At 71.6% G+C, this 26893-nt stretch carries 26 protein-coding genes; 8 read left to right on the top strand and 18 right to left on the bottom strand.

Features of this window, described 5'->3' with window-relative positions:
• Positions 1-242: 242 nt before the first annotated feature.
• Positions 243-1085, top strand: a complete 843-nt coding sequence (locus EXE45_RS13915; RefSeq protein ID WP_137694687.1) for an aldo/keto reductase — start codon at positions 243-245, stop codon at positions 1083-1085.
• 12 nt (positions 1086-1097) lie between these two features.
• Here the strand turns inward: EXE45_RS13915 and gfo6 are convergent, their stop codons facing one another.
• The 6 genes from gfo6 to EXE45_RS13885 form a co-directional block, all read right to left on the bottom strand.
• Complete coding sequence (gene gfo6, locus EXE45_RS13910) at positions 1098-2192, bottom strand: D-xylose 1-dehydrogenase Gfo6 (RefSeq protein ID WP_137694686.1); 1095 nt, start codon at positions 2190-2192, stop codon at positions 1098-1100.
• 73 nt (positions 2193-2265) lie between these two features.
• Positions 2266-4662, bottom strand: coding sequence for a TIM-barrel domain-containing protein (locus tag EXE45_RS13905; RefSeq protein ID WP_137694685.1), 2397 nt, complete (start codon positions 4660-4662; stop codon positions 2266-2268).
• A 59-nt stretch (positions 4663-4721) separates the two neighbouring features.
• Positions 4722-6590 carry a pentapeptide repeat-containing protein gene (locus tag EXE45_RS13900; RefSeq protein ID WP_241989491.1) on the bottom strand — a complete coding sequence of 623 codons (1869 nt, stop codon included), beginning with the start codon at positions 6588-6590 and terminating at the stop codon, positions 4722-4724.
• 242 nt (positions 6591-6832) lie between these two features.
• Positions 6833-8653 (bottom strand): acyl-CoA carboxylase subunit beta, encoded by a 1821-nt coding sequence (locus tag EXE45_RS13895; RefSeq protein WP_137694683.1) that lies wholly within the window; start codon positions 8651-8653, stop codon positions 6833-6835.
• A 108-nt stretch (positions 8654-8761) separates the two neighbouring features.
• Complete coding sequence (locus EXE45_RS13890) at positions 8762-9688, bottom strand: class 1 fructose-bisphosphatase (RefSeq protein ID WP_137694682.1); 927 nt, start codon at positions 9686-9688, stop codon at positions 8762-8764.
• Entirely contained in the window at positions 9688-10491 is an 804-nt protein-coding gene (locus EXE45_RS13885; protein ID WP_092919860.1) for a class I fructose-bisphosphate aldolase, read from the bottom strand. Before EXE45_RS13885 ends, EXE45_RS13890 begins: the two co-directional genes overlap by 1 nt.
• Before the next feature lie 210 nt (positions 10492-10701).
• Between EXE45_RS13885 and EXE45_RS13880 the strand changes: the two genes are divergently transcribed.
• Positions 10702-11559, top strand: a complete 858-nt coding sequence (locus EXE45_RS13880; protein WP_137694681.1) for a 3-hydroxyacyl-CoA dehydrogenase family protein — start codon at positions 10702-10704, stop codon at positions 11557-11559.
• 21 nt (positions 11560-11580) lie between these two features.
• Here the strand turns inward: EXE45_RS13880 and EXE45_RS13875 are convergent, their stop codons facing one another.
• The 4 genes from EXE45_RS13875 to EXE45_RS13860 all read right to left on the bottom strand — a co-directional run bounded on the left by EXE45_RS13875 (position 11581) and on the right by EXE45_RS13860 (position 15890).
• Complete coding sequence (locus tag EXE45_RS13875) at positions 11581-12261, bottom strand: phosphate ABC transporter permease (protein WP_137694680.1); 681 nt, start codon at positions 12259-12261, stop codon at positions 11581-11583.
• Between the two features lie 87 nt (positions 12262-12348).
• Positions 12349-12627, bottom strand: a complete 279-nt coding sequence (locus EXE45_RS13870; protein WP_137694679.1) for a zinc ribbon domain-containing protein — start codon at positions 12625-12627, stop codon at positions 12349-12351.
• 66 nt (positions 12628-12693) lie between these two features.
• The gene (locus tag EXE45_RS13865) at positions 12694-14010 is read right to left on the bottom strand and encodes an MFS transporter (protein WP_137694678.1); all 1317 of its coding nucleotides are present in this window, start codon (positions 14008-14010) and stop codon (positions 12694-12696) included.
• Between the two features lie 98 nt (positions 14011-14108).
• A complete protein-coding gene (locus EXE45_RS13860; protein WP_137694677.1) occupies positions 14109-15890 on the bottom strand; it encodes a PAS domain-containing protein in 1782 nt (593 codons plus the stop codon).
• A 156-nt stretch (positions 15891-16046) separates the two neighbouring features.
• Between EXE45_RS13860 and EXE45_RS13855 the strand changes: the two genes are divergently transcribed.
• The 4 genes from EXE45_RS13855 (at position 16047) to EXE45_RS13840 (ending at position 19687) form a co-directional block, all read left to right on the top strand.
• Positions 16047-17510: a DNA polymerase IV gene (locus EXE45_RS13855; RefSeq protein ID WP_137694676.1), complete on the top strand. Its 1464-nt coding sequence runs from the start codon at positions 16047-16049 to the stop codon at positions 17508-17510.
• A 65-nt stretch (positions 17511-17575) separates the two neighbouring features.
• Positions 17576-18010, top strand: coding sequence for a hypothetical protein (locus EXE45_RS13850; protein ID WP_092919846.1), 435 nt, complete (start codon positions 17576-17578; stop codon positions 18008-18010).
• Between the two features lie 91 nt (positions 18011-18101).
• Entirely contained in the window at positions 18102-18692 is a 591-nt protein-coding gene (locus tag EXE45_RS13845; protein WP_092919844.1) for an NUDIX hydrolase, read from the top strand.
• A gap of 116 nt (positions 18693-18808) precedes the next feature.
• Positions 18809-19687, top strand: coding sequence for a CPBP family intramembrane glutamic endopeptidase (locus EXE45_RS13840; protein ID WP_092919842.1), 879 nt, complete (start codon positions 18809-18811; stop codon positions 19685-19687).
• 51 nt (positions 19688-19738) lie between these two features.
• On the opposite strand, the gene panB is transcribed toward EXE45_RS13840, so the two are convergent.
• The gene (gene panB, locus EXE45_RS13835) at positions 19739-20545 is read right to left on the bottom strand and encodes a 3-methyl-2-oxobutanoate hydroxymethyltransferase (RefSeq protein ID WP_137694675.1); all 807 of its coding nucleotides are present in this window, start codon (positions 20543-20545) and stop codon (positions 19739-19741) included.
• A 132-nt stretch (positions 20546-20677) separates the two neighbouring features.
• Here panB and EXE45_RS13830 point away from each other — a divergent pair, with 132 nt between their 5' ends.
• On the top strand, positions 20678-20980 hold the full coding sequence (locus EXE45_RS13830; RefSeq protein WP_137694674.1) for a DUF5822 domain-containing protein: 303 nt from the start codon (positions 20678-20680) through the stop codon (positions 20978-20980).
• Between the two features lie 50 nt (positions 20981-21030).
• Here EXE45_RS13830 and EXE45_RS13825 read toward each other — a convergent pair whose 3' ends face one another.
• The 4 genes from EXE45_RS13825 to EXE45_RS13810 all read right to left on the bottom strand — a co-directional run bounded on the left by EXE45_RS13825 (position 21031) and on the right by EXE45_RS13810 (position 25201).
• Positions 21031-21666, bottom strand: coding sequence for an HAD family hydrolase (locus tag EXE45_RS13825; RefSeq protein WP_137694673.1), 636 nt, complete (start codon positions 21664-21666; stop codon positions 21031-21033).
• Positions 21663-22847: an acyl-CoA dehydrogenase family protein gene (locus EXE45_RS13820; RefSeq protein WP_137694672.1), complete on the bottom strand. Its 1185-nt coding sequence runs from the start codon at positions 22845-22847 to the stop codon at positions 21663-21665. Before EXE45_RS13820 ends, EXE45_RS13825 begins: the two co-directional genes overlap by 4 nt.
• An 87-nt stretch (positions 22848-22934) precedes the next feature.
• Positions 22935-23939: an AIR synthase family protein gene (locus EXE45_RS13815; RefSeq protein ID WP_092919832.1), complete on the bottom strand. Its 1005-nt coding sequence runs from the start codon at positions 23937-23939 to the stop codon at positions 22935-22937.
• Positions 23936-25201: a DHHA1 domain-containing protein gene (locus tag EXE45_RS13810; protein WP_137694671.1), complete on the bottom strand. Its 1266-nt coding sequence runs from the start codon at positions 25199-25201 to the stop codon at positions 23936-23938. The genes EXE45_RS13815 and EXE45_RS13810 overlap by 4 nt, the downstream gene beginning before the upstream one ends.
• Positions 25202-25232: 31 nt before the next feature.
• On the opposite strand from EXE45_RS13810, the gene EXE45_RS20755 reads away from it, so the two are divergent.
• Positions 25233-25400, top strand: coding sequence for a hypothetical protein (locus EXE45_RS20755; RefSeq protein WP_158294272.1), 168 nt, complete (start codon positions 25233-25235; stop codon positions 25398-25400).
• A gap of 364 nt (positions 25401-25764) precedes the next feature.
• On the opposite strand, the gene EXE45_RS13800 is transcribed toward EXE45_RS20755, so the two are convergent.
• From EXE45_RS13800 to EXE45_RS13790, 3 genes are all read right to left on the bottom strand, one after another.
• On the bottom strand, positions 25765-25965 hold the full coding sequence (locus tag EXE45_RS13800) for a dodecin (protein ID WP_092919828.1): 201 nt from the start codon (positions 25963-25965) through the stop codon (positions 25765-25767).
• Between the two features lie 78 nt (positions 25966-26043).
• Positions 26044-26382, bottom strand: a complete 339-nt coding sequence (locus EXE45_RS13795) for a hypothetical protein (protein ID WP_137694669.1) — start codon at positions 26380-26382, stop codon at positions 26044-26046.
• A 148-nt stretch (positions 26383-26530) separates the two neighbouring features.
• Positions 26531-26776: a DUF5816 domain-containing protein gene (locus EXE45_RS13790; RefSeq protein WP_092919825.1), complete on the bottom strand. Its 246-nt coding sequence runs from the start codon at positions 26774-26776 to the stop codon at positions 26531-26533.
• Between the last annotated feature and the right edge of the window lie 117 nt (positions 26777-26893).

Here is a 26893-nt window from a genome sequence, read left to right as displayed (position 1 = left end):
GCACCTCACGCCTCCCCAGCCTCGTCGCGGCCGCTTAAAAGCGGCCGCGACTCCCTCGCGCGTGCTGCCTCGCGGCCGCCGGGGGCGGCCGCTCGCAGGCACGCGCCGCCGCCCCGGTTATTTATAAACGGTCGGGGAACTGCGCCTGTGATTTAAATACCGCTACGCGGTCATCGAGAACCCCGACCGAGGCGGGTTCCCCGACCGGTAGTTTCAATCGGCGATCCCCCGAAGGCGTTCGCGTGACCGTACCAACGAAGACGCTGCCGAGCGGCGCGGAGCTGCCGGCGCTCGGACTCGGCACGTACGACCTCAACGACGGCGAGACGGCCGACAGCGTGCGCGCGGCGCTCGACGCCGGGTACACGCACATCGACACGGCCGAGGGGTATCACAACGAGGCGGCCGTCGGCGACGCGCTCGCCGCGAGCGGCGTCGACCGCGAGGACGTGTTCCTCACCTCGAAGGTGCTCGCGAAGAACCTCAACTACGAGTCGGTGATCGCGTCGTGCGAGGCGTCGCTCGACCGGCTCGGGGTCGACTACCTCGATTTATACCTCATCCACTGGCCCAACCCGGCCATCTCGCTGCGCGAGACGCTCCGGGCGATGGCGGAGCTGCGCGACCGCGGGCTCGTGCGCGACGTCGGCGTCTCGAACTTCAGCGCGTACCAGCTGAGCTGCGCGCACCACGTCTCGGACGTGCCGATCGCGGTCAACCAGATCGAGTTCCACCCGTGGTTCCAGCGGCCGGACCTCGTCGACTACTGCCGCGAGACCGACACCGTGATCGAGGCGGCGGCGCCGCTCGCGCGGACGGACGTGTTCGGCGACGAGGTCGTCGCCGAGCTGGCCGAGAAGTACGATAAACACCCCGCGCAGATCGTGATCCGGTGGGCGCTCGACCGCGGCGTCGTCCCGCTCCCGCGGTCGTCGACCCCGGACCACGTCCGGGCCAACGCCGAGACGGACTGGGAGCTCGACGCGGCCGACCGGCGGCGCCTCGACGAGCGCGACCGCGACGCGCCGGTGTACGACACCCCGGCCCGCGACTGGACGAGCGACGTGTACGGGATCGAACAGTGATCCGAAGCGGAGTCAGTCGCCGCCGAGGTCGACCGGCTCCCCCGTCTCGGCGGACTCGTAGACGGCGTCGAGCGCGCGCATGTCCGTGAGCGCGTGCTCGCCGTCGGCGTGAAACGGCTCGCCCGCCAGCAGCTGGTGGCCGAAGTACGCGAACTCCGCTTCGATCTGGTGGACCTGATCGAACTCGACGTCGACCCGCGTGCCGTCGCGGACGACCGCGAACCCGCGGTCCTCCCGCTCGTAGAAGGCCGGGTCCAGAAGTAGCCGAGCGTCCGTCCCGGTGACCTCCAGCCGGCTCGCGTGCTGGGCGTTCTGGCTCACCGTACACAGCGCGTCGACGTCGCCGGAGAACTCCAGCCGGAAGGTGGCGTGCTCGTCGACGTCGGCGAACGCCTCGTGCTCCGAGCGGGTCCGCCCGGACACCCGAATCGGGTCCTCGCCGAGGACGAACCGCGTCGTGTTGAGCGGGTAGACGCCCAGGTCCATGACGGCGCAGCCGCCGGAGAGCTCGGGGTCGAGCCGCCACTGGTCGTGGTCGCCGCCGAGCTCCCCGAGCATCGTCTGCGACATCGTCGCGTGGACGTGGATCACCTCGCCCGCGACGCCCGCGTCGAGGAGGTCGCGGAGCCGCCGGACGGCGGGGTCGGTCTGCATCCGATAGCCGACCATCAGGGGGACGCCGGCGTCGCGGCACGCGCCCACGAGCCGACGGGCGCGGTCCGGCGTCACTTCCAGCGGCTTCTCGCAGAGGACGGCCTTCCCCTGCGCCGCGGCGGCCTCGACGTACTCAAGGTGGGTCGCGTTGGGCGTCGCGACGTACACCGCGTCGTACGCGTCCGCGGCGGCGCCCGATCGGAGCTCGTCGGGCGTGACGCCCGTCACGTCGCGCTCGGCGGCGACCGCCTCGACGGCGTCGGCATCGACGTCGGTGACGACGGTCGCCTCGGTGTACGCCGACCGCTCGATGCCGGGCAGCGCCCACTCGCGGGCGAACCAGCCGAGGCCGACCACCGCGACCCGGACGGGGTCGGTGACGGCATTCGGGTCGAGCGTCTCCCAGTCTCGGCGCGTGAACTCGTCGAGGTACTCCGCGAAGGCGGCTTCCATACCGGACCCTCGGCGCGCGGGCGTCAAATAACCACGGCGACGAGCGCGCGAGAGCGCTCCGGGGGCGCGAGGGTCACGGCAGGGGGTTCTCGCCGTCCGTCGCCGCGATGACGACGCGGACGGCGCCGTCGCCGTCGGCGTGCGTCCACTCGCCGGGGCCGGGATCGCCGGCGACGCGCTCGTACGAGTCGCCGTTGACCGCGAGCGACGCCGGCGGATCGTCGAAGCGCCGCAGGCGGGCGGACGCGACGCCTCCCGGAACGTCGAGCGTCACCGAGTCGGCCGCGGTCTCGTGAGCCGCCGCGACGGGGACGAACTCGTCGGCGGACTCGTCGAAGTACTCGAACGTCGCCTCGCGGGGGCCGGAGGTCTCGCCCCGGGAGCCGAACTCGACCCGGAGGTGGATCGGTCCGGGATCGCCGTCGAGGTGCTGCGTCCACGGACGGTACGGAACGACGCTGCCAGCGCGGACGTACACCGGCATCGTGTCGAGCGGAACGTCGACGTCGATCGAGCGTCCGCCCTCGTGCCGCGCGCCGGACCAGTAGTCGACCCACTCCCCCTCGGGGAGGTACACCTCCCGTCGGCCGCCCGGACGCAGTATCGGGGCGACCAGGATCTCCTCTCCCAGGAGGAGCTGCGTGTCGACGCCCGCCGCGGCCGGGTCGTCCTCGAACTCGAGCACCAGCGGCCGCATCACCGGGAGACCCGTCCTGGCGGCCCGTTCGGCGTACGAGTACAGGTACGGGAGGAGGCGGTAGCGCTCCTTCGCGTAGTCGCGAACGATCGCCTCCGCCTCCTCGCCGAAGTGCCACGGTTCCCGGGGCGTCGTCCCGTGGAAGCGGGCGTGGCTGGTCCCCAACAGTCCCCACTGGGCCCAGCGGACGTACAGTTCCGGCGTGGGCTCGCCGCGGAAACCGCCGATGTCAGTGGCCCAGAAGGAGTACCCCGAGAGCGCGAGGCTGAGTCCTCCCCGGAGGTTCGCCGCCATCGCCTCGAAGGTCGTGTCGGGGTCGCCGCCCCAGTGTATCGGGAACTCCTGGTCGCCGATCCAGCCGGAGCGGACCCACAGCGTCGGCCGGTCCCGCCCGGCCTCGCGGAGCGCGTTCTGAACCGTTTCGTAGTACAGCCGCGGGTAGCGGTTCCGCATCGCCGCGCCGGTCTTCCCGTTGCTCAACACGGCGTCCCGCGGGAGGTACTCCCCGAAGTCGAGCTTGAACACGTCGACGCCCGACTCGGCCAGCTCCCGGTGCCGGTCCGACCACCACTCCCGAGCGTCGGGATCGGTAAAGTCGACGATACCGCCGCGGTCGTCGACGCTGAGCCGCGAGAGGACGTACGGGTCTCCGGCCCCGTCCTCGACGAAGAACCCGCGGTCGGCGAACTCCTCGAACAGCGGTGAATCGACCCGGACGTACGGGTACTCCCAGAGGGAGAGCTTGAAGCCGCGGTCGGAGAGCGACTCGATCATCGCCTCGGGGGCCGGGAACGCCTCCTCGTCCCACTCCAGGTCGCAGATGCTCTCGATGTCCATCCAGTACGGGTCGACGTGGAGCACGTCGCAGGGGATCTCCCGCTCCCTGAGGGCGTCGGCCACCGACTCGAGCTCCGACCGGGACTGGTAGCTGAGCCGCGACATCCACAGGCCGAACGTCCACCGCTCCGGGCGGTGCGGGCGTCCGGTGAGCGCGGTGTACTGCCGGAGCAGCTCCTTCAGCCGGTCGCCGGTGAAAAAGAAGAACCGCAGGGCGTCGCCCTCCACGCGGAGGTCGATGGTCCCGGAGGAGGACGCCCCGAAGTCGAAGGTGGTCTTGCGGGCGGTGTCGGCCAGGAGCCCGTATCCGCGCGTCGAGAGGTACAACGGGACGTTCTTGTGCGCGAACTCGGTCTCGGTCCCGTTCGGCTGGGTCACCCACGACTCGATCGCCTGTCCGCGCTTGTCGAGGTCCGTGAACTTCTCGCCCAGGCCGAAGAGGCGCTCGTCCGGGCCCAGGCCGAACGCCGTCCCCGTCTCGGTCACCCGGAGCGGCCAGCGGTTGACCTCCTCCTCGACGAACCGCAGCGGCTGCGTCCGTCGCTCGCCCTTGGCGGTGCGGTCGTCGCGGCGCTCGCGGAGGAGTCGATCGCCGTCCGCGCGGACCTCGAAGGACCACTCCCCCAGGCCGATCCGCACCGAAAGCGCCGACGTCTCGACCCGGAGCGTCCCGTCACGCTCGCTCGCGGACAGCGAGACCGGACGCGTGACGGCGTCGAGATCGTACGAGATCGGGGACTCCGAGGTCGGGTTCTCCGGCGTCGAGAGCATCTCGAACCGGAACACGTCGGGCGCGAAAAACCGGATCCGGACCGGGACGGTTCGGTCCTCGTCGGGGGTCGTCTCGGGCCCGGGAGTCTCGAGTCGGCAGCGGAGTTCGACGGCGTCGTCGGAGAGGGAGTAGGAGTCGACGGCGGAGACGAGGTGAGTCACCATTGGAACCGCGTACGAAAGCCAGGCTCTTTTTTGTGGTGGTCACGCCGGAAGCGGCGTCGTCAGCGGTGAATGCGGCGGGTGAACGTGAACACGAACAGCGCGATCAGGAACGCTCCGACGAACCCCTCCACCGCCGAGAGGATCTCCTGGACCAGCGTCGTCGTCCCCGGGGGGCCGAGCACGAACGAGATGAACGACTGGAACGAGAAGATCAGCGCCTCGACCGGGCCCTGTTCAGCGGCGAGGCCGGACCAGTTCCAGTAGACGTACCCGAAGCCGCCGATGAGTGCCAACGACGTGACGACCACCCGATACGGCAGTTCACCGTAGCCCGTCGAGGCCGCGAGCAACCACGACCGGGTCCACCGAGAGCCGTTCCTGACTCGGCCGAGGACGCCGGACTCGGCGTCGCCGCGCAGCGCGTTGTCGAAGTACTCCGCCCGGTTGAACCGCATCTCGCGGTAGAAGAACGCCCCGGCGCTGACGTTGTCCCCGGCCTCGTCCGCGCCGTTTTTCGCGTACGCGTACGTCGCCTGGAGCGCGGCGTTGTCGGACTCCCGGTCGTGACGCGGGCAGACCGCGTCGTCGATGATGTAGCGTCCGACGTGTTCGGGCCCGTCGCCGCAGTAGCAGGGGAGCGCCATCGGGTCGACCTCGAACCGGTGGATCCAGTTGTCGACGCGAGAGAGGTCGACGGAGTCCTCGTCGGTGAAGTCGAACCCGTCGTAGCGCGTCCGGAGGATCCGAATCCGGGTGGAGAGGAGCTCGTCGGCGTCGCCGCTGAACTTGACGTCGCCCAGCGTCGCCCGGTACAGGTCGTACAGCATCTCTCCCTCGGCGGCGGGCTGCCCGAGCGTCCCCCGGTTCACGGTCGAGCGACTCAGGTCGACGTACCCGGTCTCCCCGCCGGTGTCCGGCGACTCGAACCGGATCCGCGACAGCTCCGCGTCCCGGACCCGAACGTCGTCGGCGACGGCGACGCGGTTGAGCGAGAGGCGACCGGTCACGACCGCCATGTCCGCGCTCAGCGACCCCCTGAACGCCGGGGTCGACCGGACGGGGCCGTCGGGGGGCGGCTCGACGAAGTCCGACTCGTCGACTTCGAGGTCGCCCTCGCAGAGCACCCTGTCGAAGTTGACTCGACCGCCGAAGCACGCGCGCTTGAAGTCCGCGAGGTCGAAGAACCGGGCGGCTTGGAAGCGGGCGTCGCGGCGGAACAGGGCGTCGTTGAACATCGCCAGGTCGTCGAAGTCGGCCGCGAGGAAGGAGGCGTGATCCAGGAACCGGGCGTGACCGGCGCTGACGGCCCTGTCGAACTGCGCCTCGCGGAACAGCGCCGGTCGGCGGAACAGCGCGCTCTTGAGTTCGAGGAAGTCCGAGAACGTCGCGCGGCTGAAGTCGATCCCGAAGGGGACGCTCTCCAGGGTCGGGTCGAGGACGTCGGTGCCGGGGTCGGCCGGCGGCGCGGCCCCGGGGTCGAACGTCGCGCCGGAGAAGTCGACCGGCTGCGCGAACTCGGTCTTCCGACAGACGACGGCGCCGAACTCCGCGTGTCTGAAGTCGATCGTCTCCCGGCTCCCGCCGCCGATCTCGCGCTGTTCGAGGTCGAGCGTCGGAAACTTCGCGCCGACGAACTGGCAGCGCCGCCGGCTGACGACCGGGTCGCTCTCCTCGTTCGCCGCCGCGACGGTCTCGACGAGTCGGACGGAGACGTTCGCGCGGTCGCTCGGCGGCCGCTCGTCGGGGTCGAGGTGGAAGAGACACCGGTCGCGGTCGCCGTACGCCTCGTGGGGGCAGTGCCAGGCGCCGTCCTCGACGCCGGACCCCGCATCGGCGCTCCCGAGGCGCCACTTCGGGGGGGAGTCAAGCCACGGGAACGCCGCCTCGTAGTCGGGCACCGGAAAGCGGAACCGGCAGCTCCCGTTCACTCGGAGTGTCACGGGTCAGTCGTATTTCGACGTTGATATTAAAACTACTGCGGCCGCGAGCGCCGGAACGCGGAGACCGTCATTTCGGCCGGAAACCCGCCTCAGCCGTCGGTCTCTCAACGGCCTCGTGGTCGACGGCGTGCGTCGGCGCGCTCCTCGGACCGGACTGGCGGTCGGGCTCGGGTTCGAGGGTCCTCGGGGCGCGCGGCGGCGAACTGATCGCGGCGCCGTGGTTCGGGGCGTCAGAGGACGGTCCCGTGCTTTTTGTCCGGCAGGTCCTTCCGAACGTCCTCGTAGAAGTCGAACCGGGCGGCCAGTTCGGCGCGGAGGTCGGAGGGCGGAACGATCTCGTCGATGACCACCTCGCTCGCCATCCGGTGGACGTCGATCCCCTCGCGGTACTCCTCGCGGAGGCGATCCTCCTCGGCCGCGCGCTCCTCGGGGTCGTCGATCTCGGCGAGCTTCCGGGCGTAGACGGCGTTGATCGCGGCCTCCGGCCCCATGATACCGATCTCGCCGGAGGGGAGCCCGATAACGCTCTCAGGGTCGTAGGCGGGGCCGCCCATCGCGTAGATGCCCGCGCCGTACGCCTTCCGGACGACGACGGTCTGTTTCGGCACCGTCGCCGAGGAGGTGGCGTAGATCATCTTCTTCCCCTTCTCTAAGATGGCGTCCTTCTCGACGCCCGACCCGGCCATGAAGCCGGGCGTGTCACAGAGGTACAACAGGGGGATCTCGTAGGCGTCGCAGGTCCAGATGAACTCGGCGGCCTTCTCCGCGGCGTCCGGGAAGATGGCGCCCGACCGCTCGGTCGGCTGGTTGGCGACGACGCCGACCGGCCGCCCGTCGATCCGGCAGAACGCCGTGACGATCTCCGGCCCGTACCCCTCCTTCAGCTCGAACACCGACTCGGCGTCGGCGATCCGGTCGAGCAGGTCGCGGGCGTCGTACGCGCGGTTCGGCGACTCCGGGATCAGCTCGTCGATCCCCGCCGGCGAGAACTTCGGCGGCTTCGTCTCCCGTTTCGGGGGCTTCTCGCCGGCCCGATCCGGGAGGTACCCGATCAGGTCCGCGACCAGTTCGCGGGCGTGTTCCTCGTCGCGGGCGACGAGGTCGGCGGAGCCGGACTCCTCGGCGTGGATCCGCGGCCCGCCGAGCTCGTCCATCTCGATCTCCTCGCCGGTGACCATCTCCACCATCCGCGGCGAGGCGATCGCCATCGCGGACATCCCCTCGACCATCACCGTGAAGTCCGCGAAGACGGGTGTGTAAGCGGCGCCGGCGATACAGGGGCCGTAGAGGACGCAGATCTGCGGGACCGCCCCCGACAGCATCGAGTGGTTGTAGTAGTACTTCCCGATCCCCTCGCGGTTGGCGAAGAAGCCGGTCTGCTGGTCGATCCGCCCCCCGGAGGAGTCCATCAGGTAGAGGACCGGATTCCCCGTCTTCAGTGCGCGCTGCTGCATCCGGAGGAACTTCTCGACGCCCTTCGACGCCATCGACCCCGCCTTCACCGTGAAGTCGTTGGCCATGAAGTGGACGTCGCGCCCCTCGAACTCGGCGGCGCCCGTCAGTAGCCCGTCGCCGGGGAGGCGGTCGCCGTCGCCCGCATCGTCCTTCCCGTCCGCGTCATCGCCGCGTCCGGGCGCGTCCGGGTGCCAGTCGTCGAACGCCGCGAACTTCCCGTCCTCGAACTTCACCCCTGCCGGCTCGCCGTCGACCGCGCTCGCGTCGCCGGCGCCGCGGGTGCCGTCCTCGCCGCCGAACCAGAGGTCGAGGCGGTCGCGGACGAACAGCTTCCCCTGTTCGGAGAGGCGGTCGCGGTACTTCTCCGGCCCGCCCTTCAGGATGTCGTCGATCTCGGCTCGGAGATCGCGCTCGCGGTCCGTGGGGCCGAGGTCGTCGCCGAGCGGATAGCTCGGTTCCGGCGGCGCTGCGGTCGCGGCCGGCGTCTCCTCGTCTCCGACGTGGACGTCGACGCCGACGCCGAGGTGTTCCGCCAGCGACTTCGCGATCGCCTCGGCCTCCTCGGGGGTCGCCGCCGCGCCGACGTGGACGTTCATGGACGCAAGATTTGCGGTGGATCCTAAACAGTTTTCCATGCGAGACCGGCGCGGTCGCGCCGGCGACGGCGGGACGCAACCGTCCGCTGCGCGAAACGGCTCCCTCCCTCAGTCCGCGTCGACGGCCGCCTCCAGCCGCTCGATCAGCGCCTCGTTGCCGACGTACAGCGGCGTGCGCTGGTGGACCGCCTCGGGCTCGACGTCGAGGATCGAGCCGGTCCCGTCCGAGGAGGCGCCGCCCGCGCGCTCGATGACGTACGCGATCGGGTTCGCCTCGAACTGGAGGCGGAGTTTCCCCTCGGGCGCGCTCCGGAGCGCGGGGTACGCGAACACGCCCCCGTAAGTGAGCACCTGGTTCACGTCGCCGACCATCGCGCCGCCGTAGCGGAGCTTCAGGCTGTCTTCGATCGCCCGGGCGTACGCCCGGAACTCCGCGGTCCAGTCGGGGACGCGACCGCCGAACCCGTAGACGGTCGGCGTCTCCGGGAGCGTCAGGTCGGCCTCGACGACCGAGCGCTCGACTCCGTCGCCGTCGGACGTGCGCTCGACGACCTCCTCGCGGACGCCCGTCTCGTCCGCGACGACCATCGTCGTGATCGGGCCGTAGAGGACGTAGCCGGCGGCGACGAGGTCGCGACCGCTCGCCGGCAGCGGGGCGTCGTAGATCCCGACGACCGTGCCCATCGCGTTGTTCGACCGGAGGTTCGAGGAGCCGTCGAGGGGGTCGATCGCGACCGCGTAGGCGTCGTCCGGCCCGCTCCCGACCGCGCCGCCCGCGTCGACCGCCGACTCGCGCTCCTCGCTGACGAACGAGCCGACGCCGTCGACCGCGGTGATCGCGTCGCCGAGCAGCTCGTCGGCGTAGAGGTCGCCCGCCAGCACCGATTCGCCGGAGGCGTTCTCCGTCCCGCTCTCGACGCGGCGGCCGGGGAGCGCGGCGCGGATCTCCGGGGCCGTCGCCGCGACCGCGTCGAAGACGGCGTCGACGACCGGGTCGGCGGAGCCGCCGTCGCCGCGGGGGGTAGGGTCGGACATCAGTCGGCGCTCTCGGCGACGGCCAGCGCCTCGGCCGGGTCGACTTCCTCGAAGATCACGGCCTCTAACGCGTCGAGGATGCGCTCGGGCTCGTCGCGCTGGAAGACGTTGCGGCCGACGGCGATGCCGGTGGCGCCCGCGTCGATGGCGTTCGAGACGTTCCGGAGGAACGCCTCGTCGTCGCGCATCGTTCCGCCGGACATCACGACGTCCGCGGGGCCGGCCATCTCGACTGCGTCGCCCATCGCCTCGGCGGAGCCGGGGTACTTCACCTTCACCACGTCGGCGCCGAGCTCTAAGCCGAGCCGCGCGCCGTACGAGATCACGTCCGGACTCCCGTCGTTGCGCAGCCCCTGTCCGCGCGGGTACGACCACATGACGACGCCCATCCCGCGTTCGCGGGCGCCCTCCTGGGCCTCGCGGAACTCCTCGGCCATCTCGACCTCGTGGTTCGAGCCGGCGTAGACGGTGAACCCGATCGCGTCCGCGCCCAGCTCGGCCGCGTACTCCGGCGTACAGTTGACCGCGCTGTCCGGCTCTCCCATCCAGAGGTTCGAGGTCCCGTTGAGCTTCAACAGGAGGTTGACCTCGTCCTCGTAGTCGGGGTAGTACGCCTCCGCGAGCCCCTTCTGGACGGCCAGCGAGGTGACCGCCTCGTGGGTGGCGAGTTCGAAGATCCGTTCCGGGTCCGCCGTGTCCGGATTCGGCTCGAAGTCCACCGGCCCGTGTTCGATCCCGTGGTCGTACGCTAAGATGAGCGACTTGCCGTCGCGCGAGATGTCGTCGGCGGCGTGAGGAAGCATCAGTTCGTATTTCAGTTACATATGTAAAAAGAGCTATGGTCGTTTTACCGGACGTAAAGAATCTGAGCGGCCGTCTGAACGGCGTTTCGAGGCGAGTGCCGAGCGATCGAACGGACCCGACAGTTACTACTCGAATTGTTAATTTATCGGGCGGGACGCTCGGACCCGGCTTCCGCAATACTTACCACCCACGACGCGGCAGCGGTTCGCATGCGAGCACTCTCCGAGGTCGACGTCGTCGGCGTCGTCGGCGCCGGGACGATGGGCAACGGCATCGCGCAGGTCGCGGCGACCGCGGGCTACGACGTGGTGATGCGGGACGTCGAGACCGAGTACGTCGAGCGCGGCCTCGACAGCGTCGCCGACAGCCTCGACCGGCTGGCCGGGAAGGACGCGCTCGACGAGGAGCCGGACGCGATCCGCGACCGAATCGCGGGCACGACCGACCTCGACGACCTCGCCGACGCCGACGTCGCGATCGAGGCCGTGATCGAGGACCTCGACGTGAAACGCGACGTGTTCGAGGACCTCGACCGCGTCACCGACGACGACGCGGTCCTCGCGACGAACACCTCCACCCTGTCGATCACGACGATCGCGAGCGCGACCGACCGCGCGAGCGACGTGGTCGGCCTCCACTTCATGAACCCCGTCCCGATCATGGACGGCGTCGAGGTCGTGGTCGGCGAGCGCACCGACCCCGAAGTCGTCGACTTCGCCCACTCGTTCGCCGAGGACCTCGGCAAGGAGACGTGGGAGGCCGACGACAAGCCCGGCTTCGTCACCAACCGCATCCTGATGCCGTGGATAAACGAGGGGATCCGCGCGTACGACGAGGGCGTCGCCGAGAAGACCGACATCGACCGCGGGATGAAGCTCGGTACGAACGTCCCGATGGGGCCGCTCGAACTCGCGGACCACATCGGCCTCGACGTGGCGCTCGACGCCAGCGAGACGCTCCACGAGGAGCTCGGCGACCGCTACAAGCCCGCCTACCTCCTCAAGCGCAAGGTGGAGGCCGGCGACCTCGGCAAGAAGACCGGTCGCGGCTTCTACGAGTACGAGTGAGCCGCCGGGGGACGAGAGGAGTCAGGCCGCGTCCGCGTCCGCGTCGCGGTCGTCGCCGGCCGTCCACCGGCGCGCGCCGGGCAGGAGCCCGACCAGCTTCGTCACGTAGCCGAACTTGAACAGGCCGAGCTGCGAGAGCGTCCCGAGGACGAACACCGCGAGGAACGCGGGCGCGGAGAGGTCGAAGAGGAGCGGCCGGACGGTCGTCTCCGCCGCGGCGGTCTCGAAGCTCGCCGGGGTGAGCGACCGGGAGGCGAACGCCGCGCCGATGAGCGCGGTCGAGACCACGAGCGTCGTCCGGGTGAGGACGAACCCGAACAGCGCGCCGACCGCGACGCCCGCCAGCGTCGCGCCGACGAGCAGCGCCGTCCCCTCGATCCCCGTCGCGTCCGCCGCGTAGAAGGGGCCCACCGCGAACCGACCGGCGAACCCGCCGACGACGGCCCCGATTCCCAGCACCGCGAACGAGAGCCCGGCGTAGGCCAAGAACCCGCCGAGGAGGCCGCCGACCGCGACGACGCCGGCGGTCAGGACGGCCCCGTCGACCGCGACCAGGCCGACGACGTTCGGCGCGAACAGGTAGCCCGCGCCGGCGCCGACGAGCAGCCCCGTCAGCGTCACCGCGTAGACGGAGACCGCCGCGCCGACGAACGCGAGCGCGAGCCCCGCGAGGACCAGCCCGCCGTTGAGTGGGGTGAGCATGTGCGTATCGTGGCGCGCGCTGGCACTTAAATTGTCGCGACCGAGACGACGGGAAACGCGGGCGGCGCCGTCGAGCCTGAGAGGCACTCACCGGGCCCGTGCCGCCGCCCGCCGGTCGACGTACCGCGCGTAGCCGCCGACGGCGAGGCCGAACCCGACGACGAGCAGGACGAGTCCGAGGAGGCGGCTCGCCCCGACGGTCATCACCGCGAGGACGACGCCGAAAAGCAGCGCGAAGGCGCCCGCGACGACCACGCCGACGTCGAGCAGCGGCGAGGGCTGGATGCTCCGGCAGTGCGGGCAGATCCGCGCGTCGGCGGGGATCGGCTCCCGGCACTCGACGCAGCGGAGGCGGTCGCTCGACACGCGAGGCGCTTCGGCCGCGGCCGGGAAAAGACGCGCGCCCGCGGCCGGTCGGTGCCCGCCCTCGCTTCAGTCCGCGCCCGCCGCCGCGCTCGGCTCGTCGCCGACGTCGAGCGTCTCCTCCACCTGCGTGAACACCGCGACGAGGCCGAGCGCGGCGGCCGCGGCCCCGACGGCGAAGGGGACGACGAAGCCGAAGCCGTAGAGCCAGCCGGACGCCAGCGGCCCCAAGGCGACGCCGAAGCCGAAGCCCATCGTGAGCACGGAGAGGGTAGTGCCGGACTCGCCCTCGCGGGCGAGGTCGCCGGCGAGCGCGAGCGACGGGGCGAACACGCACGCGACCGCGATCCCTTGCCCGAGCCGGACGAGCATCATCAGCGCCGGCTCCGTCACGACCCCTTGGAGGAAGGTCGTCGGGATCAGGAGGACGAACCCGGCGAGGAGGAACGGCCGGCGACCGATCCGGTCGCTGGCGCGCCCCACCGGGACCTGGAAGATCACGTTGGCGATCGTCACGGCCGCGAACTGGGCGCCGAACCAGATGGGGGCCTGGTCGAGCCGGACGTTCACCTGGTTCTGGAGCGTCGCGAACAGCGCGATACAGGCGCCCATCGCGACGGTCGCGAGTCCGAGCGTGAACACGGGGTCGAGCAGGCGGTCCTCGCCGCGGACCCGGATCGAGACGTCGTCGCCCGCCTCGCCCTCCACGTCGGCGTCGCGGACGAGCAGGAACACGAGCGTGAAGCTGAGGTACGCCCCCGCGCAGGCCGCGACGAAGGCCGCGTCGAACCCGTCGAGGACCGGGAGCCCGACCGCGGAGAGGTCGTACGGGCCGCCCGACACCACCGCGCCCGCGAGCACCGGACCGAAGCCGAACCCGATGAGCCGGAACGTGTTGTACACCCCGAAGTTCCCGCCGCGGTCGGCGTCGCCCGCGGCGTACTCGTTGACCAGGGCGACCGTCGCGGGGATGATGAGCGCCGCGCCGAGCCCCTGGACCGCGCGCAGCGCGACCAGCGCCGGGTAGCTCGTGGCGATCGTGTAGAGCCCGCTGGCGGTGCCCAAGAGGAGGATGCCGGCGAGGACGAAGGGGCGCCGCGCGCCGACGCGGTCAGAAAATCGCCCCGTGAACGGCTGCGAGAGGCTGTTGAGGAAACCGAACAGCGAGAGGACGATCCCGATGAGCAGCGGTTCGGTCAGCGTGACCGCGGCCGCGCCGACACCCACCTCGGTCCCGAGTAACCCCTCGATGTCGACGACGTCGCTGGTGATGTACAGCGGGAGGACGACGATGAGAAAGGAGTTTCCGGCCGCGCCGACCATCCGCGCGAGCGCCAACACGATCACGCGACGGTCGGTCTCGGCGATTCCGGAGAGCGATCCCATTCACTCGCCGTTCGGAGCGGAGCATAAAGGCGCTTGTGAACGGGGGGAGTCGATCCGGTTCCGTCGGAGCGGATTCCGGTCGACCGGAGCCGGGGGATTCAGCGGGCCGCCGGCATCCGCCTGTCGATCCCGCGGACCTCGAAGCGCGCGCCGCCGTCCTCGCCGGTCGTCGCCTCGACGGTCCAGCCGTGCGCGGTGGCGATCTCTTTGACGATCGCGAGGCCGAACCCGGTGTTGCCCGCGGTTCCGCTCTCGCCGGGTTCGAAGAGGGAGTCAGCGACGGCCGGGTCGATGCCCGGCCCGTCGTCCTCGACGAAGAAGCCGTCCGGGAGGTCGCCGACGCGGAGCGACACGTCCGATCCGGCGTGGTCGACCGCGTTGCGCATCAGGTTCTCGAAGAGGTTCCGGAGGCGGTCCGGGTCCGCAAGCACCTCGCGCTCGGTCTCGACCGAGAGCGTCGCCGACGCGGTGTCGACCGTCGACCAGCTGTCGCTGACGACGTCCGCGAGCGCGACGTGCCCCGGGTCGCCGACCGTCTCGCCCTCGCGGGCGAGCGCGAGCGTGCGCTCGACGATCGACTCCATCCGGTCGAGCGCGTCGAGGGCGGCGTCGAGGTTCGCGTCGTCGGAGGCGTCCTTCGCCAGTTGGACGCGCCCCTGCGCGACGTTGAGGGGGTTTCGCAGGTCGTGTGAAACGATGCTGGCGAAGGAGTCGAGCCGGTCGTTCTGTCGTTCGAGGGCGGCCTCGCGCTGCTTGAACGCCGTGATGTCCTCCTGGAAGCCGACCCAGTGCGTGACGGTGCCGTCCGCGTCGCAGATGGGGGCGATGCTCACCCGGTTCCAGAACTCCGTCCCGTCCTTCCGGTAGTTCAACAGCTCGACGCTCGTCGACTCCTCGGCGTCGATCGCGTTCCGGAGGGCCTGAACCGACTCCGCCTCGGTGTCCGGCCCCTGGAGGAACCGGCAGTTGACGCCGAGCGACTCGTCGCGACCGTACCCGGTCATGTCGACGAACCGGTCGTTGACGTACACCATCGGGTTGTCCGCCTGCGCGGGGTCGGTGATGGTGATCCCGACGGGCGCCTCGTCGAGCGCGCGCGTCTTCGTCTCCAGCTCCTCGCGGCGCTCGCGCTCGTCGGAGACGTCGCGGAGGATGCCGACGCTGCCGTCGAACGAGTCGCCCTCGTACGGCAGCGCGGCCATGTGGTCGCGGCAGGGGATCGGCTCTCCCTCCTTCGGGACGATGTCCACGGCGAAGTGCTGGACGTCGGGCCCGGAGTCGGAGAGGATCGTGCCGAGCCGGTCCTCCGCCTCCTGAACCGCCGCGTCGTCCTTGATGAACCCGGGCGTCTTCCCGACGATCTCCTCGCGGTCGTAGCCGGTGAGCTCGGCGAACGGCTCGTTGACGAACCGGAAGACGCCGGTCTCGTCGACGACGTAGACGGGGTAGCCGAGCGCCTCGATGACGGTCGAGTAGCGGTCGGCGATCTCCTCCGTCCGGTACTCGTCGACGGCCTGGTCGACGCGGTTCGCGAGCCGGCGGAGCTGCTCGGGCCCGCCCTTCTGGAAGTACCCGGTGACGCCGGCGTTGAGCGCCTGACTCGCGATCTCCTCGGATCCCTTGCCGGTGTACAGCACGAACGGAACCCGCTGGTGACGCTCGCGCAGCGCCTCGAAGAACTCCAATCCGTCCATCGTGGGCATGTCGTAGTCGCTGACGATACAGTCGAACCGGGTCTCGTCGAGCCGCTCCAGCGCCGTCTCCGGGTCGGTCACGGTCGTCACCGCCACCGAGTCGAGCTCCCGCTCGAAGTACGCCTCCGCGAGGTCGAGGACCGACGGGTCGTCGTCGACGTGTAGCACGTCGATCGCTCCGGGCATACCGGTGTGGTACGGACGCACGGAATAAACGACTACCGCCCCGGCTATCGGATCTGGATCCGAGTCCGGGACCGGAATCGAGGGCGACGGCGGACCGAGACCACTTCCGGCGCGCGTGGCTGATTCTTAAGGGCCCGGGGCGCGGAGCCGAACGCGATGACCGGCGGGACGCCCGTCGCCGGGGAGACGCTCCCGGGCGCCGGCGACGAGGGGGACGACGCGCCCGACCGCGTCGTCTGCCACGTCGACATGGACTGCTTTTACGCCTCCTGCGAGCGGCTGCGCCACGACGACCTCGACGGCGAGCCCGTCGTGGTCGGAATGGGGTACGAGCCGGGCGAGTCGATCGGCGCGGTCGCGACCGCGAGCTACGAGGCCCGCGAGTTCGGCGTCGAGAGCGCGATGCCGGTCTCGGAGGCGTTAGCGCTGCTCCCCCGCCGCGCCGACGCCGACCCGGACGACCCCGACGCTCCGGACCCCGAGGAGACGGGGCGGTACGTCCCCGTCGACCTCGACTTCTACGAGGACGTGGCGGCCGAGGTGAAGGCGGTCCTGCGCGACTGCGCCGACACCCGCCGCGAGGTGAGCATCGACGAGGCGTACCTCGACGTCACGGACCGGACCTCGTGGGCGGCCGCGGGGGGCGGTGGGAACCCGGCCGACGGCGACGACGACCCCGCCGACCCGCCGCCGAGCGGCGCCGCCGGCCCCGCCGAGGCGCGGACGCTCGCCGAGGGGTACGCCCGCCACGTGAAAGACCGGATCGAGCGGGAGGCGGGCGTGCCGGCGAGCGTCGGCGTCGCGCCGAACATGTCGGCCGCGAAGGTCGCCAGCGACGCCGACAAGCCCGACGGACTCGTCGTCGTCCCGCCGGGGTCCGTCGCGGAGTTCCTCGCGCCGCTGCCGACCGCTGACGTTCACGGCGTCGGTCCCGTGACCGAGGAGACCCTGTCGGAGCTGGGGATCGACACCGCGGGCGACCTGGCGGCCGCCGACCGCGATCGACTCGCCGACGCGCTGGGCGAGCGCGGTCCGGAGCTCTCCCGGCGCGCCGCCGGCGACGACGACCGCGAGGTGACGCCGACCGGCCTCCCGAAGAGCCTCTCGCGCGAGTCGGCGCTGCCGACGACCGCCGACGAGTCGACGAAGCGGGAGACCGTCTCCGCGCTCGCCGCCGACGTGGCCCGCCGCGCCCGCGAGCGCGGCTGCCTCTACCGCACCATCGGGATCAAGGCGGTCGAGCCCCCGTTCGACGTCAGCACCCGTGCGCGGAGCCTCCCCGGCCCCGTCGACGACCCGGACCTCGTCGAGGAGGTGGCGCTCGACCTGCTGGCGGAGTTCGACGACGCCCGGGTCCGCAGGCTGGGCGTCCGCGTCTCCAAGCTGGACTTCGCGGAGACCGATCAGGCGACGCTCGGCGGGTTCGACGCCGGCGGCGGCGACGGGGGCGACGGACGGGACCGGGAGGCCGCGCCGGAGGCCCGCGGCGGCCCCGACGGCGGGAAGCTCACCGACTGGGTCGACGGGCCGCCGGACCGCGGCGACGGAGACGGGCCGACCGGCGGGCGCGACCGCCGGGACGCCGACGAGGGGCAGGCGACGCTCGGCGACTGGGACTGACCGCGCCGAGACGGCGCCGGCCGCGAGCCCCGAGGTTTTTCCGCCGCGGCGCGGACGGTCCTCGCGTGCCATCCCGCCGCGCGCTCCTCCTCGGAACCGACCGCGACCGCCCGCGTCCCGACCCGCGGCTCGCCGCGCCGGCGCTGTGCTTCGCGCTCGTCTTCGCCGCCTACGCGGTCGGGCTCTTCGAGGTCACCGGCGGCGTGATCGTCCTCCCCGGAGACGCGACGGTCGCGGGGATGCTCGCGGCCGCCGCGCTCGCGGCCCGGCGGAGCGGACTGGTCGCTTCGTGGGCGACCGTCTACGCCGCGCTCCTCGGACACCGCGTCGACCACTACCTCCTGGGCCTCTCCGGTCGGTCGCCCGGCGAGCGGTTCGTCGCCCTCCTCGGGGTCGACGGGCTCGCCGTCCTCGCCGCCGCCGCGCTCGCCCTGGGGACGCTCGCGTGGGTCGTCGGGACGGTCGGCCGCCTCGCGGTCGGTCGCGTCCGGGCCGCGTGACCGAACCGGCCGCGTGACCGAACCGGACGCGTGACCGGCGTCGGGGCGCGCGACGGCGGGGTATTTACGCCCCGAGCGACGACCGCGACCCATGGACGACGCAGCCCCCGACCTCGCGTGGGAGACGCTCGACTCGGCCGTCGACTACGCCTGCCCCGGCTTCGACGTGCGACGCGACGAGGTGCGGTTCCCGGACGGCGAGACCGACGGGTTCCACTACGTCGACGAGCCGCCGGCGGTCGTGGTGCTGCCGCTGACGCCCGACGGCGACGCCGTCGTCATCGACGAGTGGCGGCAGGCCGTCGGCCGGGTGAACCGCGGGATTCCGGCGGGGACGATGGAGCCGACGGACGAGGGGGCCGAGAGCGCGGACGGCGGGGCGACCGACGACGCGATCGAGCGCGCCGCGGCCCGGGAACTCGCCGAGGAGACGGGGTACGAGGCCGACTCGTTCGAGCGGCTGACGACCGTCGAGCCGACCAACGGGATGGCGAACGCGGTCCACCACCACGTGCTGGCGACCGGCTGCGAGCCGACCGCCGACCGCGACCTCGACCACAACGAGTCGATCGCGGTCGAGACGGTGCCGTACGACGACCTGCTCGCCGCGGTCGTCGACGACGGCCTGCGCGACGGCCGGGCAGTCACCGCGGTGCTGTGGTACGAGCTGCTCCACCGGTGACCGGCGCTCGGACGCCCGCGAGGGCCCCGTCCGCGCGGCTTCCGACGCGGACAACCATTTCCCCCGCGGCTTCCGAGACGGACAATCATTTTGCCGGGCGGGTCGTACTCGGAGCGATGGCAGATCCCTCCAGCGGCGACCCGACCCCGGACGGCGGGGTTCACGACGAGTTCGACGACGTCGACCCGGACCCCGCCTCCGACGACGCGGACGGTTCAGGGGGGACCGGCGGGTCGCCGGGCATCGCGATCGCGACCGCCCTAGTCCTCGGCGTCCTCGGCCCGGTCATCGCGCTCGCGAGCGGCGTGGCCGTCCTCGCGATCGACGCGGTGGCCGGCGGCCTCTCGCTCGCAGCGAGCGTCGTTCTCACGCTGGTATTCGGCCAGTACGTCGCGTTCGGCGGGCTCGCGGTCGGCTACCTCGCGTGGCGCGGCCTCGACCGCGAGGAGATCGTCTCGTACCTCGGCGTCCGGGTGCCGAGCCTCAGGGAGGTCGGGATCGTCCTCGGCAGCTGGGTCGTGATCCTCGTTCTGATCCTCGCGGTCTCGACTGTCGTCCAGCTGCTCGGCACGGAGACCGCGGCGAACCAGAGCGCCGAACTGGCGATGGGAAACCCGTCTATCATCCCGCTTTTCATCGCGGCCTCGTTCCTCGTCATCGGCCCCTGCGAGGAGATACTCTACCGCGGGGTCGTTCAGGGACGACTCCGCGAGTCGCTGCCGGCGGCCCCGTCGATACTCCTCTCTGCCGCCATCTTCGCCACGATCCACCTGATGGCGCTGACCGGCGGCCTCTCCGCGCGGCTGACGACCGTCTCCATCCTCTTCGTGCCGAGCCTGGTGTTCGGCGCGGTGTACGAGTACACCGAGAACCTCGTCGTCCCCGCGCTGCTCCACGGCCTCCACAACGCCGTGATCTTCACCGTCCTCTACGTCACCGTGACCCGGATGGACCCGAGCGACCTGCCGGCGGTCCTCGGATTCGTTCCGATTTAAGAACGCGGGAGGAACGGGTGCGACGGGGTCGGGCCCGGCCGGCCGCGCCCGTCAGTACAGGTCGTCGAGGTCCTCCTCGACGTGCGAGTGTTCCTCGGCCGGGAACTCGCCGCTCGTCACGGCCTCCCGGTACGCCTCGACGGCGTCGACCATCTCCCCGCGCACGTCCCCGAACCGCCTCGCGAACGGCGGCGACCACTCCCCGAGGCCGACGGCGTCGTTGATCACGAGGACCTGGCCGTCGCAGTCGGGCCCCGCACCGATGCCGATCGTCGGGATATCGAGCGCCTTCGTCACCGCGCCCGCGAGGTTCGCGGGGACGTGTTCCAACACGAGCGCGAACGCGCCGGCGTCGGCGTGGTCGCCCGCCAGCTCGATTATCTCCTCGGCGGCCTCCTGCTCGGTCCCCTGTCGGGTGTAGCCGCCGAGCCGGTTCACGTGCTGTGGGGTCAAGCCGAGGTGCGCCATCACGGGGATCCCGACCTCGGTCATGCGTCGGGTGGTCGAGACGGTGTGCGGCCCGCTCTCGATCTTCACCGCGTCCGCGTTCGCCTCCTTCAGCAGGCGGCCGGCGTTGCGGACGGAGTCGGCCTCGTCGACGCCGAACGAGAGGAACGGCATGTCGGCGACGACGAGGGCGTCCTCCGTCGCGCGCGCGACCGCCGCGGTCCGGCTCGCGACCTCGTCGAACGTCACGGGGAGCGTGGAGTCGTAGCCGAGGGCGGCGTTGCCCATGCTGTCACCGACGAGGGCGATATCGATCCCGGCCTCGTCGACGACCGCCGCCGTCGGGGCGTCGTAGGCGGTGAGCATCGTGATCGGATCGTCGCCCTCCCGGAGTCCCCGCGTCGTGGTCATACCTCCGAGTCACCCGCGCCGCGTGGTAAAATCGTCGGGAACCGGAAAGCCGACACGGCGAGGCCGCCGCGAGCAGACCGTCGCCGCGGGCCGACCGCCACCGATTTGCCGCTTCACCGCGGAGTCTCTCGCGTGCAACCAGTCGAGCGGGCCGAGTACGAGGGGGTCGACTACGCGTGGGTGATGCAGACGACGTTCGTCGTCACCATCCTTGTGGGCGCGCCCGCCGCGGCCCTGCTGTCGACGCTCGTGACGCTGGAGTCGTGGGGCGCGCGCGCCGCGTTCGCGGTCCGGGTCGGCGCACCGATCTGGTTCGTCACCGCGGTCGCCGTCGCGCTGTACGCGAAGCGGGCCGAGACGGGCGACGGCGACTCGGAGGGAGACGAAGGCAGCGACGGCGAACCGACGGGCGACGAAGCCGAAGAGCACGCCTGAGCGCGCGTTCGCGGCCCGCCCCCGTTCGCCCCGCCCTCGACCGCCCCGCGCTACTCCCCGAGCAGGTCGGAGGCCCACGCGAAGTCGACGCCGCCGCGCTCGGCGGCGACCGCGTCGCGCCGCGAGTCCCCGACGAACAGCGCGTCCTCGGGGACGCCACCGAGCCGATCGATCGCCGCGAGCAGCGACTCCGGGTCCGGCTTGTGGCTGTCGACGGTGTCGCGGCCGACGATCGCGTCCGAGAGGACGGCGTCGTCGAGCCCGCGGGCCTCGATCGCGATCCGACACGCCTCCTCGCAGTTGAGCGAGCAGACGCCGACGCGGGAACGTGAGTCAGCGGCGTCGCCGTCCGCGGCCCCGGCCGCGAGTCGATCACCGAGCGGGAGGCGGGTCGATTCGCGGGCGCCGGCGCGCTCGTGGGCCGCGATCGCCTCCTCGACCTCGGCGCGGATCCCGTACTCGTCGGCCGTGCCGAGCAGCCCCCACAGCTCCTCGGTCGGCGGAATGAGCGCGTGGTCGGCGTACACGTCGAGGACCGCGTCCGCGACGGCGTCCCAGTCGACCGCGAGTTCGACGAGGGTGCCGTCGAGGTCGTAGACGACCGCGTCGTAGCCGGCGAGCCGCGAGCCGAGGGCGACCGGGTCGCGGGAGTCGCGGGCCGCGCCATCGGCGTCGACGCCGCTCATTCCCCCAACACCCCCCGGGCGATGATCGTCTTCTGGATCTCCGTCGTCCCCTCGTAGATCTCCGTGATCTTCGCGTCGCGGTAGAGGCGTTCGACGTCGAACTCGGTCGTGTAGCCGTAGCCGCCGTGGATCTGGACCGCCTCGTTCGTTACCGACATCGCGGCCTCGCTGGCCCGGTACTTCGCCTTCGAGGCGGCGACGCGGTAGTCCTCGCCGGCCTCGGCCTGCCGGCACGCCTCGCGGACGAGCAGCCGCGCCGCCGACACGTCGGTCGACATCTCCGCGAGCTTGTGCCGGATCGTCTGGATGTCACCGATCGGGCGGTCGAACTGCTCGCGCTCCGTCGCGTACGATTTCGCCTCGTCGAGCGCGGCCTGCGCGACGCCGACCGCCTGCGCCGCGATGCCGATCCGCCCCTCGGTGAGCGTCCGGAAGGCCGCAGAGAGCCCCTTCCCCTCCTCGGTGAGCCGGTTCTCGGCGGGGATCCGGCAGTCGTCGAACGTGATGCCGGTGGTGTCCGACGCGCGGAGGCCGAGCTTCTCCTCCTTCTTGCCGACCTCGAAGCCGTCAGTGTCGGCCGGCACGAGGAACTGGGTGATCGCGTCGTCGGCCTCGGCGGAACGGCCGTCGCCGCCCTCGCGCGCGGCCTTCGCGAAGACGACGGCGACGCCGCCGCGCTCCCCGTTCGTGATCCACTGCTTCTCGCCGTTCAGCACGTACTCGTCCGTCTCGGGGTCGTACGTGGCGGTGGTCGCCATCTGGGCCGGGTTCGAGCCCGCCTGCGGCTCGGAGAGACAGAACATGCCGACCGGCCGACCCGTCTCCGCCATCTCCGGCAGCCACGCCTCGCGCTGCGGTTCCGTGCCGAACTCGGCGATACAGGAGGTCGCGAGACAGTGGACGGAGAGGGCGGTCGCGACCGCGAGCGACCCGTGCGCCAGCGCCTCGTTCGCGACCGCGTAGGTCGTCTCGTCGGCGTCGAACCCGCCGTACTCCTCCGGGACCGTCAGCCCCGTGAGGCCGAGCTCCGCGAGCCCGTCCCAGACGTCTTCGGGGAACGCCTCCGTCTCGTCCGCCTCGGCCGCGGTGGGCCGGACCTCCTCGGCCGCGAACTCGCGAACGAGGTCGCGGACCGCTACCTGCTCGTCGGTGAGCGCCGACCCGACGCGTGCTCCGGTCATGAGACGGAGTTCGGTCCCTCACCGAAAAAGGTGAGCGATCGGCGAGGCGAGCTCGACCGACGGACCGTCGGCCGGTGTCGGGGCGACCTACGTCTCCGCCTCGCGCGCCTCCCACAACGGGTACAGCTCGTCCCGGGGCGGCTCCGCGAGCGGCTCGCCGTCGATCCGGACGGTCCCCGCCGCCGACTCGTCGGCGGGGGACTCGACGACGCCGATCGCCGCCCCCTCGATCCCGGCGGCGTCGAGCGCGTCGAGCGCGTCGTCGACCCGCTCCGGCGGGACGGCCGCCAGCAGCGCGCCGGAGCCGAACGCCGCGAGCGGGTCGACGCCGAGCGCGTCACAGCAGGCGCGGGTCTCGGGGCGGACCGGGACCGCGTCGCGCTCGACGGCGAAGGCGCCCCCGCTGGCCGAGGCCATCTCGACGAGCGCGGTCGCCACGCCGCCCTCGGTCGGGTCGTGGAGCGCGGTCGCGGCGTCGCGGACCGCGGCCGCGTCGGGGACGACGCTCACCTCGTCGAGGAAGTCGGCGGCAGAATCGAGCGTCGCGGCCGGGACGCCGGCCTCGCGGCACGCCTCGCGGAAGTCGCTCGCGAGGATCGCGGTCGCCTCGATCGCCGCCCCCTTCGTGAGGAGGAGGCGGTCGCCCGGCTCGGCGCCGCCGCTCGACACGAAGCGGTCCGTGGTTCCCATCGCCGTCATCGAGCAGAGCGGACGGGAGAGCGCGTCCAGCACCTCGGTGTGCCCCCCGACGACCGCGCACCCGAGGTCGCTCGCGGTCGCGTCGACCTGCTCGACGACGGCCCCGAGCCGGTCGAGGTCGTCGTCGGGCAGGAAGAGCGTGTGCGTGAGCCACCGCGGGTCGGCGCCGCTCGCGGCGACGTCGTTACAGGCGACGTGGACCGCCAAGGTGCCGACCGACGCCGCGGCCAGCGAGAGGGGGTCGGCCGCGACGACGAGCGTCTCGCCGGCGCCGGCCAGGTCGATCGCGGCCGCGTCCTCGCCGTAAGCGGGCCCCTGCGTCACGGTCGGGTCCGCCGCGCCGGTCGCCGCGAGCGCCGCCGCGAGCGCGTCGGGACCGAGCTTCCCGGTCATCGCTCCCGGAGCCACGCCGCGACGGCCTCGGGGTCGGCGTCGAGGCCGCCGCCCTGCGCGAACGTCGGGCCGCCGCCACCGCCGCCGCCGAACTCGTCGGTGACCGCGCTCACGGCGTCGCCCGCGTCGACTCCGGCGTCATCGCCACCGTCGGCCGCAACCACGACGAAGGGAGCGTCGCCGGTCCCGACCGCGGCGAGGGCGTCGAGGTCGCCGTCGGCCTCGACCGCCGCCGTCGCCGGCTCCCGCAGTTCGTTCGGGTCGGCGTCGTCGACGGTCCCGATCGCCCAGTGCGCGCCGTCGACGTCGGCGGTCGGGAGGTCGCGGAGTCGGGCGGCGAGCAGCTCCCCGCGGGCGTCTCGGAGCTCCGTCTCCAGCCGGTCGACCTCGTCGCGGAGGCGGGCGGCCGCGTCCGGGAGGTCGCCGACGCGCGCGTCGAGCGTCGTCGCGGCGTCGAGCGCGGCGCCGTGGACCGCGCCGATCTCGTCTATCGCGGTGGGGCCGACCGCGAACTCGACGCGGGTCACGCCCTCGCCGGGGTTCGACCGGTCCAACACCGATATCGGGCCGATCTCCGCGGTGTTCTCGACGTGGGTCCCGCCGCAGGCGGCGACGTCCCACGGGGCGGCGTCCGGGTCCGCAGCCGGGTTTCCCCCGGCGTCCGCGCCGCCGCCGACCGTCACGACGCGGACCGCGTCGCCGCCGCTCATCGCGCCCTCCTCGGTCTTGGTGTTGAACGCGATCCCGTCGATGTCGCGGGCCTCGTCGGCCGGGTAGGTCGCCCACGAGACGGGCAGCGAGTCCCAGACTGCGCGGTTGGCGAGCCGCTCTAACTCGATCAGCTCGTCGTCGCCCAGCGGCTCGGCCGTCGTCAGGTCGACGCGGACCTTCTCCGGAGAGATGTCGAAGCCGGCGTAGCCGAGGTCGTCGGCGATCCGACGCGCGGCCCCGTACAGCACGTGCGAGGCGGTGTGCGCGCGAGCGCAGTACGTGCGGAACGCGTCGTCGATCAGGCCCGTCACCTCGTCGCCGGGCGCGAGGGAACCCCCCGCGTCGTCGTCGAGCAGGTGGACCACCTCCCCGTCGCGCTCGAATACGTCGTCGACGAGGTGGCCGTCGATCGTTCCCCGGTCAGCGGGCTGCCCGCCCGACTCGGGGTAGAAGTACGTCTCGTCGAGGACGACCTCGCGGCCGTCGACGCGGTCGACCGTCGCTTCGAACTCCCGGACCGTCGGCTCGGCCGGCGCGCGTGAAGCGGTCATTGCCGGGTCGTGGGCACGGGCGGATAAATAGGTGGCCGCCGCGCGGGAACTCATCGACGAACTGCGGTGCGGCGGCGCGTGCCTGCGAGCGGCCGGAGCGAAGCGGAGGTCGCGAGGAGCCCGCGCGAGGGAGTCGGGCGCCCCGAGGGCGACCGAAGGGAGCCCGACGGACGCGCCCGACGAGGATGGGGAGGCGTGAGGTGCTGTGCGGTGCGGGGGCGGGACTCGAAGGGGCAGGCGCGAGGCGGCCTGAGGCGACGCAAGCACCGCAACGAGGGAGCGAACGAAGTGAGCGACCGAGTGAGGAGCGTGGTTCGAGAGAGCGAAGCTCTCTCGTCATCCCGAAAATCTCCGATTTTCGGGCGACAGCGAGCATCAGGCCGCCTCCCGGCTGGGGCTTCGGCGGTGTTCGTCGTCGATCGGTCACTTATATACCGCCCCATCGTACAGCCGAGCGGCTGAGGCTTCGGCAGTGTGAGTCGACGATCCGCGCTCCACTGCTTATAAAGAGACACCGGCACCGCTCGCGACCGTTTATAAACCGTAAAAACCGCGGACCGCGCTCAGCCCTCCAGCTCGAACGCGACCTCGACCTCGGCCTGGTACTCGCGGTCGGCCGCGGACTGGAGCTCTACCCCGAACTCCTCTACCTCCACCCAGTAGACGTTGTCGAGGGTGTCCTCCGCGCGGTCGATGGCGTCGTCGGCCGCGGCGTCGAAGCTCTCCTCGCTCGTCCCGATCAGCGTGATCTTCTTGAAGACCATGTCATGTGTCGGTAGGGAACACGGGGGGATAAAAATACGCGTCGGGGGACGGCGGAGACGGAGGGAGTCGCCGCCCGGCTACGGACTGCCGGGCGCGCCTTCCATCACGGCGAAGTCCTCGCCGTCGCGGTCGATGCCAATCACCGCCCAGTCGTAGGGGGGTTTCGCGGCGACGAGCCGCTCCTGGAGGTCGGCCGCGCGGTCGCGCCACGTGACGAAACACCGGAGTCTCGGCGTGTCGCCGCCGTCTGCGAGATACGGGTCGAGATCGTCGTTGTCCAGACACAGCACCGTCACGAACACGCGCCGCCACTTGCGCTCGGCGACGAACTCTCGTCCGCCGTCGGAGACGGTGTATCCCAGTTCGCGGAAGACGTCTCTGGCCTCGGTCGTCGGGGGGATGCTCGCAGTGGCCATCTACCTCGGAGTTCGTCACCATCCGTGATAAACTTTCTCACGATTACGGGCGCGGAGAATCAGACGGGTCGCCGGGAACAGCCGGGAGAACCGCGGACGCGGCTCGTCGTCGGAGACCGTTCACCGGGCGGGAACCCACACCGCGAGCTCACTCGTGGGCCGCGTCCCACTCGTCCGGCTTCCGGAGGTTGCCGCACTCGGTACACTGGATCCGGCCCATCGTGTCCATCGCGGTGTCGAACGACTCGCAGTTGCCGCAGCGGAACCCCCAGCGGGACTCGCCCGCCTCGTCCGCGAACACGAGGTAGAAGGGGCCGTCCGCGCCGCGCTCGGTGCGCGACCGGTCGGTGTACACCCGCTCGCCGCTCGGCGTCGTCGACGCTTCTAGACTCATGGCTCCCGCTACCCGTCGGAGCGACTTAAGCGGCGGACTCGCACGTCGGTAGAAAACCCGAGCGCTCTTCCGTAGGAGATTGTTGATACTGGCGAGCTGTCGCTGTCGTGTCGAAGA

The sequence above is a fragment of the Halorubrum sp. SP9 genome (assembly GCF_005435015.1).
GTDB classification, from domain to species: Archaea; Halobacteriota; Halobacteria; order Halobacteriales; family Haloferacaceae; genus Halorubrum; species Halorubrum sodomense.
Note: the sequence above shows the minus strand (reverse complement) of the source record. Positions and strands in the feature narration are given on the sequence as shown.

What these genes read in the sequence shown, in the direction of transcription:
- gfo6 (WP_137694686.1), bottom strand. Translation starts at nt 2,192, where the DNA reads ATGGAAGCCGCCTTCGCGGAGTACCTCGACGAGTTCACGCGCCGAGAC.
- EXE45_RS13905 (WP_137694685.1), bottom strand. Translation starts at nt 4,662, where the DNA reads ATGGTGACTCACCTCGTCTCCGCCGTCGACTCCTACTCCCTCTCCGAC.
- EXE45_RS13895 (WP_137694683.1), bottom strand. Translation starts at nt 8,653, where the DNA reads ATGAACGTCCACGTCGGCGCGGCGGCGACCCCCGAGGAGGCCGAGGCG.
- EXE45_RS13890 (WP_137694682.1), bottom strand. Translation starts at nt 9,688, where the DNA reads ATGTCCGACCCTACCCCCCGCGGCGACGGCGGCTCCGCCGACCCGGTC.
- EXE45_RS13885 (WP_092919860.1), bottom strand. Translation starts at nt 10,491, where the DNA reads ATGCTTCCTCACGCCGCCGACGACATCTCGCGCGACGGCAAGTCGCTC.
- EXE45_RS13880 (WP_137694681.1), top strand. Translation starts at nt 10,702, where the DNA reads ATGCGAGCACTCTCCGAGGTCGACGTCGTCGGCGTCGTCGGCGCCGGG.
- EXE45_RS13875 (WP_137694680.1), bottom strand. Translation starts at nt 12,261, where the DNA reads ATGCTCACCCCACTCAACGGCGGGCTGGTCCTCGCGGGGCTCGCGCTC.
- EXE45_RS13865 (WP_137694678.1), bottom strand. Translation starts at nt 14,010, where the DNA reads ATGGGATCGCTCTCCGGAATCGCCGAGACCGACCGTCGCGTGATCGTG.
- EXE45_RS13860 (WP_137694677.1), bottom strand. Translation starts at nt 15,890, where the DNA reads ATGCCCGGAGCGATCGACGTGCTACACGTCGACGACGACCCGTCGGTC.
- EXE45_RS13855 (WP_137694676.1), top strand. Translation starts at nt 16,047, where the DNA reads ATGACCGGCGGGACGCCCGTCGCCGGGGAGACGCTCCCGGGCGCCGGC.
- EXE45_RS13845 (WP_092919844.1), top strand. Translation starts at nt 18,102, where the DNA reads ATGGACGACGCAGCCCCCGACCTCGCGTGGGAGACGCTCGACTCGGCC.
- EXE45_RS13840 (WP_092919842.1), top strand. Translation starts at nt 18,809, where the DNA reads ATGGCAGATCCCTCCAGCGGCGACCCGACCCCGGACGGCGGGGTTCAC.
- panB (WP_137694675.1), bottom strand. Translation starts at nt 20,545, where the DNA reads ATGACCACGACGCGGGGACTCCGGGAGGGCGACGATCCGATCACGATG.
- EXE45_RS13825 (WP_137694673.1), bottom strand. Translation starts at nt 21,666, where the DNA reads ATGAGCGGCGTCGACGCCGATGGCGCGGCCCGCGACTCCCGCGACCCG.
- EXE45_RS13820 (WP_137694672.1), bottom strand. Translation starts at nt 22,847, where the DNA reads ATGACCGGAGCACGCGTCGGGTCGGCGCTCACCGACGAGCAGGTAGCG.
- EXE45_RS13815 (WP_092919832.1), bottom strand. Translation starts at nt 23,939, where the DNA reads ATGACCGGGAAGCTCGGTCCCGACGCGCTCGCGGCGGCGCTCGCGGCG.
- EXE45_RS13810 (WP_137694671.1), bottom strand. Translation starts at nt 25,201, where the DNA reads ATGACCGCTTCACGCGCGCCGGCCGAGCCGACGGTCCGGGAGTTCGAA.
- EXE45_RS13800 (WP_092919828.1), bottom strand. Translation starts at nt 25,965, where the DNA reads ATGGTCTTCAAGAAGATCACGCTGATCGGGACGAGCGAGGAGAGCTTC.
- EXE45_RS13795 (WP_137694669.1), bottom strand. Translation starts at nt 26,382, where the DNA reads ATGGCCACTGCGAGCATCCCCCCGACGACCGAGGCCAGAGACGTCTTC.
- EXE45_RS13790 (WP_092919825.1), bottom strand. Translation starts at nt 26,776, where the DNA reads ATGAGTCTAGAAGCGTCGACGACGCCGAGCGGCGAGCGGGTGTACACC.